At 73.3% G+C, this 10964-nt stretch carries 8 protein-coding genes; 6 read left to right on the top strand and 2 right to left on the bottom strand.

Going from position 1 to position 10964, the window contains the following annotated elements; genetic code table 11:
- The first annotated feature begins 24 nt into the window (after positions 1-24).
- Positions 25-1545: an NCS1 family nucleobase:cation symporter-1 gene (locus C1J00_RS28990; protein WP_102911963.1), complete on the top strand. Its 1521-nt coding sequence runs from the start codon at positions 25-27 to the stop codon at positions 1543-1545.
- A gap of 25 nt (positions 1546-1570) precedes the next feature.
- On the opposite strand, the gene C1J00_RS28995 is transcribed toward C1J00_RS28990, so the two are convergent.
- Complete coding sequence (locus C1J00_RS28995; protein ID WP_102911970.1) at positions 1571-2239, bottom strand: hypothetical protein; 669 nt, start codon at positions 2237-2239, stop codon at positions 1571-1573.
- A 266-nt stretch (positions 2240-2505) separates the two neighbouring features.
- Here C1J00_RS28995 and C1J00_RS29000 point away from each other — a divergent pair, with 266 nt between their 5' ends.
- The 4 genes from C1J00_RS29000 (at position 2506) to C1J00_RS29015 (ending at position 7419) form a co-directional block, all read left to right on the top strand.
- A complete protein-coding gene (locus C1J00_RS29000) occupies positions 2506-4332 on the top strand; it encodes a gamma-glutamyltransferase family protein (protein WP_102911964.1) in 1827 nt (608 codons plus the stop codon).
- Positions 4333-4417: 85 nt separating this feature from the next.
- On the top strand, positions 4418-5263 hold the full coding sequence (locus tag C1J00_RS29005) for an inositol monophosphatase family protein (protein ID WP_102911965.1): 846 nt from the start codon (positions 4418-4420) through the stop codon (positions 5261-5263).
- A gap of 240 nt (positions 5264-5503) precedes the next feature.
- On the top strand, positions 5504-6913 hold the full coding sequence (locus C1J00_RS29010) for a phytoene desaturase family protein (protein ID WP_102911966.1): 1410 nt from the start codon (positions 5504-5506) through the stop codon (positions 6911-6913).
- Positions 6910-7419, top strand: coding sequence for an O-acetyl-ADP-ribose deacetylase (locus C1J00_RS29015; RefSeq protein ID WP_102911967.1), 510 nt, complete (start codon positions 6910-6912; stop codon positions 7417-7419). The genes C1J00_RS29010 and C1J00_RS29015 overlap by 4 nt, the downstream gene beginning before the upstream one ends.
- A gap of 18 nt (positions 7420-7437) precedes the next feature.
- Here the strand turns inward: C1J00_RS29015 and C1J00_RS29020 are convergent, their stop codons facing one another.
- Complete coding sequence (locus C1J00_RS29020) at positions 7438-8271, bottom strand: class II glutamine amidotransferase (protein WP_102911968.1); 834 nt, start codon at positions 8269-8271, stop codon at positions 7438-7440.
- Between the two features lie 264 nt (positions 8272-8535).
- On the opposite strand from C1J00_RS29020, the gene C1J00_RS29025 reads away from it, so the two are divergent.
- A partial coding sequence (locus C1J00_RS29025) for a winged helix-turn-helix domain-containing protein (RefSeq protein WP_102911969.1) occupies positions 8536-10964 on the top strand: 2429 nt, incomplete at its 3' end.

Below are 10964 nucleotides of genomic sequence, written 5' to 3' on the forward strand. Positions count from 1 at the left end.
CACCTCCCCTGATTGGTCCGGCCCATGACCGATACCGCTCCCACGGCCCCACCGCCGCCCACCCAAGTCACCCTCGCCGACGGCCGGGTGGAGATCGCCCCGGGCGCCCCGGCACCGACCGGCCCCTACGCCAACGAGGACCTGCTGCCGGTCCCGGTCGAGAAGCGCACCTGGACCACGTACAACTTCTCCGCGCTGTGGGTCGGCATGGCCCACAACACGGCCTCCTGGACCCTGGCGTCCGGGCTCATCGCCGTCGGCATGGACTGGAAGCAGGCGGTGCTCACCATCGCCCTGGCCAACGTGATCGTGCTGATACCGATGCTGCTCACCGGGCACGCCGGACCCAAGTACGGCATACCCTTCCCGGTTTTCGCCCGGGCCTCCTTCGGCATCCGCGGCGCCAACCTGCCCGCCGTCGTACGGGCGTTGGTGGCGTGCGGCTGGTTCGGCATCCAGACCTGGATCGGCGGCGAGGCGATCTACTTCCTGGCCGGCAAGCTCATCGGCGCCGGCTGGACGGACACGGCGAAGGTCGGCGGCTACGCCTGGACGATGTGGCTGTCGTTCGCGATCTTCTGGGCGCTGCAGGTCCTCATCATCTACCGGGGCATGGAGACGATCCGCCGTTTCGAGAACTGGGCGGCGCCCTTCGTGCTCGTCGGCGCGTTCGTGATGCTGTGGTGGATGAGCGACAAGGCGGGCGGTTTCGGCCCGCTGTTCGACCAGCCCTCCAAGCTCGGCTGGGGCGCCGACTTCTGGAAGCTGTTCGCCCCCGCCCTCATGGGCATGATCGGCTTCTGGTCCACCCTGTCGCTGAACATCCCCGACTTCACCCGCTACGGCAGGAGCCAGAAGGCGCAGACCCGGGGCCAGGCGCTCGGCCTGCCGACCACCATGACCCTCTTCGCGTTCCTGTCGGTGATGGTCACCTCGGGCTCCCAGGCCGTCTACGGCGAGGCCATCTGGGACCCGGTGCAGCTCGCCGCCAAGACCGACAGCACGGTCGGCCTGCTCTTCGCGCTGGTCACCGTCCTGGTGGCGACCCTCTCCGTCAACGTCGCGGCCAACCTGGTCTCGCCGGCGTTCGACTTCTCCAACATCGCGCCGCGCCGGATCAGTTTCCGGGCCGGCGCCCTCGCCACCTGCGTCATCGGTGTGCTGATCTTCCCGTGGAAGCTGTACTCCGACCCGCAGGGCTACATCTTCACCTGGCTCGGCCTGGTCGGCGGCCTGCTCGGCACCGTCGCGGGCATCCTCATCGCCGACTACTGGATCCTGCGCCGCTCCCGGCTCGACCTCGCCGACCTGTACCGCCCGGGCGGCCGCTACTGGTACGAGGGCGGCTGGAACTGGCGGGCCGTCGTCGCCTTCGCGGTCGGTGGTGTCCTCGCCGTCGGCGGCGCGAGCTTCAAGCCGCTGATCGACGGCCGTCCCATCCCGGCACTCGCCGACCTGGCCGACTACGGCTGGGCGGTGGGCCTGGGCACGTCGATGGTGCTGTACCTGGTGCTGATGGCCACGCGGGGCCGCAGCACCGTCTGAGGAAGGCCGGCGCGCCGGAGGGCGTTCAGTCCTTGTCGCTCTCCAGCGCGGCCACGGCCTCCTTCGCGGCCTTGATGGCACCCTTGTTGATCGTGTCCGTGCTGGGCGCCTTCTTCGACTCGAAGTCGCTGCCGTTGTAGGTGATCATCACCAGCGCGTTGGAGGCGCGGGCGATCACGACGCCCTCCCGGGTCTGCTGCTTGTCCTCCGTCGTGAGGTTCACGACGGAGTAGGCGCTGTCGCCCAGCCCGGGCACGGCCCCGCCGCCGCTCTTCTTCTCCGTGTGCTCCTCGTACGACTTCCGCGCGGCCTCCTCCGACTCCATGACCTCGTAGGAGACGTCGAGCCAGCGGTAGTCGTATCCCTTGAGCGCGTTCCAGGAGCAGGTGCGGCGCAGCTCCGAGTCCGTGGACGGGATCTCCTTGCCGGCCGTCTTGGCGCCCGGCACCAGCGACCCGATCGTCTTCTTGGCGACGCTCTCGCACGGGGCGGGCGCTGCCGAGTACGCCTTCGACACCGTCGACGTCGACGGGGCGGACGCGGACTGTGTCTCGGTCTTCTCTTCGGCCGGCTTGTGCTCGGCGGCCTGCGGCGCCGCGAGCGGACCGGACGACAGCGCCCAGCCCGCGGCGGCGAGCACGACCACCGGGGACAGACGTGCGGTCAGGGCCAGGGGGAGAGGTAGGGAACGCACGGCGCCCTTCTCGTGGGGGACGGAAGGTGCGGAGCGGGTCCGCACGGCGGACGGGACGACAGTGTCACATGAGTAACTGTGGCGCGGAAGTGCGAACTCGCTCCGTGGCTGCGCGGTGACGGGGGACCCTTTCTCGCCGCCCGGATTTCGGGTGGTTCAGCAGCCGGTGGGTGGTTTTCCCGAGGTTTTGCCAGGACACCGGCAAGGGGAGGGGGACGGGTGGCGTGCCCCTCAGGGCATATGACGACGAGAGATGAGAAGGCCCTATGTTCACCACCCGCCCCACCCTCCAGGGCACCTTCGGCATGGTCTCCTCGACCCACTGGCTCGCCTCGCAGTCCGCGATGGCCGTCCTGGAGAACGGCGGCAACGCCTACGACGCGGCCGTGGCGGGCGCCTTCGTTCTGCACGTCGTCGAGCCGCACCTCAACGGCCCGGCCGGCGAGGTGCCGATCCTGCTCGCCCCGGCCGACGGCGAGGTACGGGTGCTGTGCGGCCAGGGCGTCGCACCGGCCGGGGCGACCGTCGCGCACTACCGGGGCCTCGGCCTGGACCTGGTGCCCGGCACCGGGCCGCTCGCCGCCGCCGTACCGGGCGCGTTCGACGCGTGGATGCTGCTGCTGCGCGACCACGGCACCCAGTCCCTCGACGACGTCCTGAGGTACGCCATCGGCTACGCCGAGCACGGCCACGCGCCCGTGGAGCGCGTCGGCGAGACCGTCGAGACCGTGCGCGAGCTGTTCGAGACGGAGTGGACCTCGTCGGCGGACGTCTACCTGCCCGGCGGAAAGGCGCCGCGCCCCGGCGAGCTCTTCGCCAACCCCGCACTCGCCGCCACCTGGAAGCGCCTGCTCGCCGAGACCGCCGGCGCGGGCGACAGGGAGGCACGCATCGAGGCCGCCCGGCAGGTGTGGCGCGGCGGGTTCATCGCCGACGCCCTGGTCCGCCAGGCCGGTCGTCCGACCAGGGACACCAGCGGGGAACGGCACGCCGGCACCCTCACGGCCGCCGACCTCGCCGCCTGGTCCGCGACCTACGAGACGCCGACGGCGTACGACTGGAACGGCTGGACCGTGTGCAAGCCGGGCCCCTGGAGCCAGGGCCCCGTCCTCCTCCAGCAACTCGCCCTGCTCCCGCCCGAACTGCCCCCGTACGGTTCGGCCGACTACGTCCACCTCCTGGTCGAGAACTGCAAGCTCGCCATGGCCGACCGGGAGGCCTGGTACGGGGACGCCGCCGACGTACCGCTCGACGACCTGCTGTCAGACGCGTACAGCACGGCCCGCCGCGCCCTCGTCGGCGAGTCGGCCGAGAACGATCTGCGGCCGGGCAGCCCCGGCGGACGCACCCCGCGGCTCAGCGCGCACGCGCGCGTGGCCGCCGCCGCCCAGGAGGGCTTCGACGCCCTGGGGGCCGGCGAACCGACCGTCGCCAAGAGCCCGGCGTCCCCCGTGCCGGGCGAACCGGAGGTCCTCGCCGACGGCACCACCCGCGGTGACACCTGCCACCTCGACATCGTCGACCGCTGGGGCAACCTGGTCTCGGCCACCCCCAGCGGCGGCTGGCTCCAGTCCAACCCCGTCGTGCCCGAACTCGGCTTCCCGCTCGGCACCCGGCTCCAGATGACCTGGCTGGAGGAGGGCCTGCCGGGCTCCCTCAGCCCCGGCCGCCGGCCCCGCACCACCCTGACGCCCTCGATCGCCCTGCGTGACGGCGTGCCCGTCATGGCGTTCGGCACGCCCGGCGGGGACCAGCAGGACCAGTGGCAGCTGCACTTCTTCCTCGCGGTCGCGCTGCGCGCCCCCGTGCGTGGCGGCCCCGACCTCCAGGGCGCGATCGACGCGCCGAACTGGCACAACGACAGCTTCCCCGGCTCCTTCTACCCGCGCGGCATGCGCCCGGGCAGCGTCACCGTGGAGTCCCGCACCGACCCGGCCGTCATCGCGGAGCTGCGGCGCCGCGGCCACGACGTGACCGTGGGCGGCCCCTGGTCGGAGGGCCGGCTGTGCGCGGTCGCGCGGGACCCGGAGACGGGCGTCCTGTCGGCCGCGGCGAACCCGCGCGGGATGCAGGGGTACGCGGTGGGCCGGTGAACAGGCGGAGCGCTGTTCATCGCGATGCCGCACGGAGTACACCCGGCGGGCGGGCACTGTCAGTGGCACGTGTTGTCATGGAGGGGTGAACGACAGCAACGAAACCATCGAAGAGTTTCTCGCGGAGCACGCCCCCGACGTCGAAGAGGCGATCCGCAAGGCGGCCGCCACCGAGATCATGCCGCGCTGGCGCCAGCTCGCCGCGCACGAGGTCGACCAGAAGAGCGGCCCGCACGACCTGGTCACCGACGCCGACCGCAAGGCCGAGCTCTGTCTGACCGAGGCCCTGGCCGCCCTGCTGCCCGGCTCGGTCGTGGTCGGCGAGGAGGCGGTCCACGCCAACCCGGCGTCCTACGAGGCGATACGCGGCGACGCCCCGGTCTGGATCGTCGACCCGGTCGACGGGACGCGCCAGTTCGTCCGCGGTGAGGCCGGGTTCTGCACCCTGGTCGCGCTGGCCCACCGCGGCACCCTGCTCGCGTCCTGGACGTACGCGCCCGCCCGCGACCGGCTCGCCACCGCCCAGCGGGGCAAGGGCGCCCACCTCGACGGGGAGCGGCTTTTCGCCGGAGTGCCGGAGCCCGGCCGGGACCTGCGCGTGGCCACCTCCCACCCCGACTACACGACGGACGAGGAGAAGCACGCCCTGCTCGGTCTGCGCACCGACGGCGTGGCACCGCGCCCGTGCGGCTCGGCCGGGCTGGAGTATCTCGCCATCGCCCGCGGCGAGTCGGACGCGGTGGCCTTCTCCTGGGAAGCCGCCTGGGATCACGCGGCCGGTCTGCTGCTGGTCGAGGAGGCCGGTGGCACCCACCTGACGCTCGCGGGCGAGCCGTTCCGCATCGCGGGCGGCAACGACCTGCCCTTCACCGCCGCCCGCGACGCGGCCACGGCCCGCAGGGTGGCGCACCTGCTGTCGGGCGGGGCATGAGCGGCGCACCTGCTGTCGGGCGGTCGCCAACCCATACAGTCTGTAGCGTCTGATTGCATGAGCGGCACGTCATCGCGTGCCGCACACGGTTGATTACGCAGTGTGCCGGCGCGAGGAGTTCCGGTCGTCGCAAAAGCGGCCTTCCCTGACGGAAATCACCGGCGGCCGGTGACTGTCAGTTCCCGGGCATATCCTGATCCCCAGTGGCCGTCGGCTGACGAAGGGGTCCAGGTGCCGTCGATGCTCGATGCCGTCGTAGTGGGAGCGGGGCCGAACGGACTGACCGCGGCCGTGGAGCTGGCCCGCCGCGGCTTCTCCGTCGCCGTCTTCGAGGCCCGGAGCACCGTGGGGGGCGGAGCCCGCACCGAGGAGCTCACCCTCCCCGGCTTCCGGCACGACCCGTGCTCCGCGGCCCACCCGCTCGCCATCAACTCCCCGGCGTTCCGCGCCCTGCCACTCGACCGGTACGGCCTGGAGTGGCTGCACGCCGAGCTGCCCATGGCGCACCCCTTCCCGGACGGCACGGCGGCCGTCCTGGCCCGGACGGTCGGCGAGACCGCCGCCTCCTTCGGCCCGCGCGACGCCGGCGCGTACTGCAGGCTCATCGAGCCCTTCCTGCCCAAGTGGGACACCCTCGCCCGGGACTTCATGTCGCTGCCGCTGACCGCGCTGCCCCGCGACCCGGTGACTCTCGCCCGCTTCGGCCTGGCCGGGCTGCCCCCGTCGACGCTGCTGATGCGCCGCTTCCGCGACGAACCGGCCAAGGCACTGTTCTCCGGGCTCGTCGCCCACGTCATGGCCCCGCTCGGCGGCTTCGCCACCGGCGCCATCGGCCTGGTCTTCGCCCTCGCGGCGCACGCCCGCGGCTGGCCCGTCGCCCGCGGCGGCTCCCAGTCCCTCTCCGACGCCCTCACCGCCTACCTGCGGGACCTCGGCGGCAGCGTCCACACCGACTACGAGGTCAAGCGCCTCGACGATCTGCCGCCGGCCCGGGCGTACGTCTTCGACACCTCGCCCACCGCCCTGGCCCGCATCGCCGGTTTCGGCAACCACTACGCCGGTTACCGCTACGGACCGGGCGTCTTCAAGATCGACTACGCGCTGGACGGCCCCGTGCCCTGGACCGCCAAGGAGGCCCGCGCCGCCGGCACGGTGCAGGTCGGCGCGAGCAGCGCGGAGATCGGCGCGGCCCTGAACGCGGCGTCCCGGGAGGGCCGGGCCCCCGACAAACCGTTCCTGATCACCGTCCAGCCGAGCGTCGTCGACCCCACCCGGGCACCGGCGGGCAAGCACGTCTTCTGGGCCTACGGACACGTCCCGCACGGCTGGACCGGCGACCTCACCGACACCATCGAGCGCCAACTGGAACGCTTCGCCCCGGGATTCCGCGACCGCGTCCTGGCCCGCGCCACGGCCGGCCCGCCCGAACTCGCCGCCCGCAACGCCAACTACGTCGGCGGGGACATCGCCTCCGGCGCGGCCTCGGGCCTCCAGCTCCTGCTGCGCCCCAAGCTCACCCTGTTCCCGTACCGCACCCCGCATCCGGCCGTCTTCATCTGCTCGTCGGCGACCCCGCCGGGCCCCGGAGTGCACGGCATGTCGGGGCACAACGCGGCGAAGGCCGTCTGGAAGAGGCTGAGGCAGACGTGACGGCCATCGAACTGGTGCAGGGCGACATCACCCGCGAGAGCGCCGACGCGATCGTCAACGCGGCCAACTCCTCGATGCTGGGCGGGGGAGGGGTGGACGGGGCGATCCACCGCCGCGGCGGCCCCGCCATCCTGGAGGACTGCCGCAGGCTCCGCGCGGCGCACCTCGGCAAGGGCCTGCCCACCGGCCGGGCGGTCGCCACCACCGCGGGCGACCTGGACGCCCGCTGGGTCGTCCACACGGTCGGCCCGGTGTTCAGCGCGACCGAGGACCGCTCCGCCCTCCTCGCCTCCTGCTACCGCGAGTCGCTCCGCGTCGCCGGTGAACTCGGCGCCCGCAGCGTCGCGTTCCCCGCCATCTCCACCGGCGTCTACGGCTGGCCGGTGGACGACGGCGCCCGCATCGCGATCGAGACCGTACGGGCGGCGGACACGACGGTCGAGGAGGTCAGGTTCGTCCTCTTCGACCGGCCCGCGTACGAGGCGTTCGCCGCGCACCTTCGCTGAGCCGCGGGACGGCCGCGCTCAGACGGGCTCGGGCTCGAAGTGCCGCATCAGGTACCGGCCGGGCTGGACCACGCCGTAGCTGCTCTCCGGGACGGTGTTCCACACTCCGGGCAGATCGCCCAGCGGTTCCGACACCACCAGCCGGGTCTCGTCCGAGATGTGGTTCAGGAAAGCGAGATCGGGGTGCAGGGCGCGCACGTCCTCCACCCGGCTGCTGTAGTACAGCGAGCGCGAGGCTCCGCCACTGGAGTACCGGAAGAACCACACCCGCTCACCGTCGGTCACCGCGATCGTCATCTGGAGGGGCTCCGGCACCCCGTGCTCGTGCCCGAGCCGCTCGACGAGCCCCGCCATCCGGGCCACCGCGCCGGGCGGATCGCCGTCGAGACCGAGCGTGAGGGCCACGTGGAACATCACCTCGGAATCCGTCGTGCCCTCGAGCGAAGGGAACAGCTCCGGCGCGATGGCCAGCATCAGATCGCGGCGCAGCGCGGGGAACCCGGCGATCGCCCCGTTGTGCATCCACATCCAGCGTCCGTGCCGGAAGGGGTGGCAGTTGGTCTGCTGCACGGCGGTGCCGGTGGAGGCCCGCACATGGGCGAAGAACAGCGACGAGCGGACGTGGTCGGCGATCTCCCGCAGATTGCGGTCGCTCCAGGCCGGACCCGTGTCGCGGATGACGGCCGGGGTGCGCAGATGCCACGCGTACCAGCCGACGCCGAAGCCGTCGCCGTTGGTGGTCTCGACCCCCATCCGCGCGTGCAGACTCTGGTCGATCAGCGAGTGCTCGGGACGGTAGAGGACGTCGTCGAGCAGCACGGGGGTGCCCGAGTAGGCGAGCCAGCGGCACATGGTCGGTACTCCCGTTCCGAGCCGCCCCGGCCGTGCCGAGCGGCCTGCTCTGGATGATGATCGCCGATGCGCCCCGCGCGCCGGGCGGCGGTGCGTCACCCCAGGAAACTCCCGGCGGAGCGGTGACCGCATCGCCCGCCACGGGTGGTTGACGGGGAACGGTGAGGCCCGGCGGGCATGCGCGGCCGAGCGAACACTGAGATGCTGAACGGGACGATCGCCAGGTCAGGACCGACTGACGGACGGCAGGCAGGGGTGGACCCCATGGCCGCGACGGATGCAACTCCTCAGGCGGGGCTCGCATGCGCCGACCCCACCGGCGACCCGCTGCTGCGCACCCGGTTCGCCCTGCCGGCCAGGCCCGCCACCTTCGTGTGCCGGCCGCGCCTGGCCGGGCACCTCGACCTGGCGCTGGGGACACCCCTGACGATGGTCAACGGGTCGGCCGGGGCGGGCAAGACGCTCCTGGTCGCCGACTGGGCCGCACGCCTGCGCCACCCGGTCGCCTGGCTCACCGCCGAGACCACCGATCAGGGCCCCGGCGTCTTCTGGGCGCACGTGCTGCAGGCTCTGCGCGCGGCCGGCGTGGCGGTGGCGAGCGAGGTCGGCAGCCCCGCGGAGGCGAGCCGCGTGGACCAGCGGACGCTCACCCGTCTCGCCGCCGGTCTCGAGGCCAGGGAGCACCCCGCGGTCGTCGTCCTCGACGAGTTCGATCGCGTGGCCTCCCGCGAGATCGCCGAACAGTTGGAGTTCGTCCTGCACCACGCCGGGCGGGGCCTGCGTCTGGTCCTGGTCACCCGCACCGAACCCCTGCTGCCGCTGCACCGCTACCGGGCGTCGGGCGAGATGACGGAGATCCGGGACGCAGAGCTGGCCTTCACCCCCGACGAGGCCCATGAGCTCCTGGCACGGCACGGCCTGCACCTGCCCGCGAGCGCCGTGCAGGCCGTGGTGGAACGGACCCGGGGATGGGCCGCGGGGCTCAGGCTCTGTGCGCTCGCCGCCCGGCAGAGCCAGGATCCGCACACCTACCTCAAGCAGTTCGAGGCGGATCACAGCGCGGTGGCCGACTTCCTGCTGGCCGAGGTGCTCGACCGGCAGGCCCCCGGCACACAGGACCTGCTGCTGCGCATCAGCGTTCTGGAGCGCTGCTGCCCCGACCTGGTCAACGCGCTGACACAGCGCACGGACGCGGAGGCCGTCCTGGCCGCGTTGCAGCGCGAGAACGCCTTCGTCCACTACCTCGGCCACTCGTGGTACACCCTGCACCCCCTGTTCGCCGAGATCCTCCGCGCCCACCTGCGCGAGCGCTTCCCCGGCCTGGAACAGGAACTGCGCAGCCGGGCGGCCCGGTGGCTGCGGCGTTCCGGAGCCCTGCCCGAGGCGCTCGCCCAGGGTGCGGCGGCGGACGACTGGGAGTTCACCGCACGGGCGGTGATCGACGACCTCGCCCTCGGGCAGCTGTTCACCGGCCTGTGCTCCGACGACCTGACCGCGCTGTTCGAGCGGATGGGCCCCGACGTCAGGGGCCCGGCCCCGGACCTCGTCCGCGCGGCCCGCGAGCTGGCGGGCCGCGATGTCGAACACGGCCTGGCGCACCTGCGCCGGGCCGAGGAGGAACTGGCCCGGGACGGAGCGACGGACCCGGCGGCGGCCGGGCTCGCCTGGGCCCTGCTGGAAGCCCTGGCGGCCCGGCTGACCGGAACCCCGGGCAGGGCGGAGCGCGCCGCGGAGCAGGCGCTGGCCCTCCGGCCGGACGTTCCCGGGCATCTGCTCGACGAGCACCCGGAGCTGAACGCCCTGCTGCTCACCCACCTGGGCTGCGCCCGTCTGTGGGCCGGGCGCTTCGAGGACGCCCGGACCGTCCTGTCGGCGGTTGCCGGACGACCCGGCGGAGCGGCCATGGCGCTGCCCCGGTGGGAGGCTCTGGGCCACCTGGCCCTGATCGACTACCTGGACGGCTGGCTCGGCCGGGCGGAGCACAAGGCCCTGGCGGCGGCCGGCCAGGCACAGCGGTACAGCCTGTCCCAGCGGTCCGGGGCCGGCCTCGGCGCTCTGGTCCGGGCCGCCGTCCTCATCGACCGTGACGAACTCGACGAGGCGCAGACCCTTCTCGACGAGGCCGCCGCCTCCCGCCTTCCCGGAGAGGATCCCGTCGAGGAAGCGGGCCGGATGCTCACCAGGGGCCGGCTGCTGCTGGCCAAGGGAGACACCCGGGCGGCGCTGGCGGCGGCGGCCGCGATCGTCCCGGCCGTCGTGAGCTCACCCTGGGCCGAGGATCACGCCGCGGCCCTCGCCTCCGCCGCCTACCTGGCCCAGGGGCGACCCGAGTCGGCCCGGAAGGCCGTCGAACGTGTGGCCGGCCGCCGGGCCGCCTGCGCCGTGCAGGCCGCCCGGGCCCGGCTCGCGGCGGGCCACCCCGGGGAAGCGCTCGGGATGCTCCACAGCCTGCCGGAGGCCGACCGGCCCGGGCCGGCGGTGACCGTCCGGGCCACGCTGGTCCGTGCCCAGGCCGCCCACGAGCTCGGCGACCACACCACCGCCCACCGCCTGCTCGGCCGGGCCCTCCAGGACGGCAGGCGCGAGCAGCTGCGCCTGCCGTTCCTGGAAACCGGCCCCTGGATCCGCCCGCTGCTCGGCACCGGCCGCCTGCGAGGGCTGGCGGCCGGCTGGCTCCTCCCCGGACCCGGGAA

The sequence above is a fragment of the Streptomyces cahuitamycinicus genome, from assembly GCF_002891435.1.
GTDB classification, from domain to species: Bacteria; Actinomycetota; Actinomycetes; order Streptomycetales; family Streptomycetaceae; genus Streptomyces; species Streptomyces cahuitamycinicus.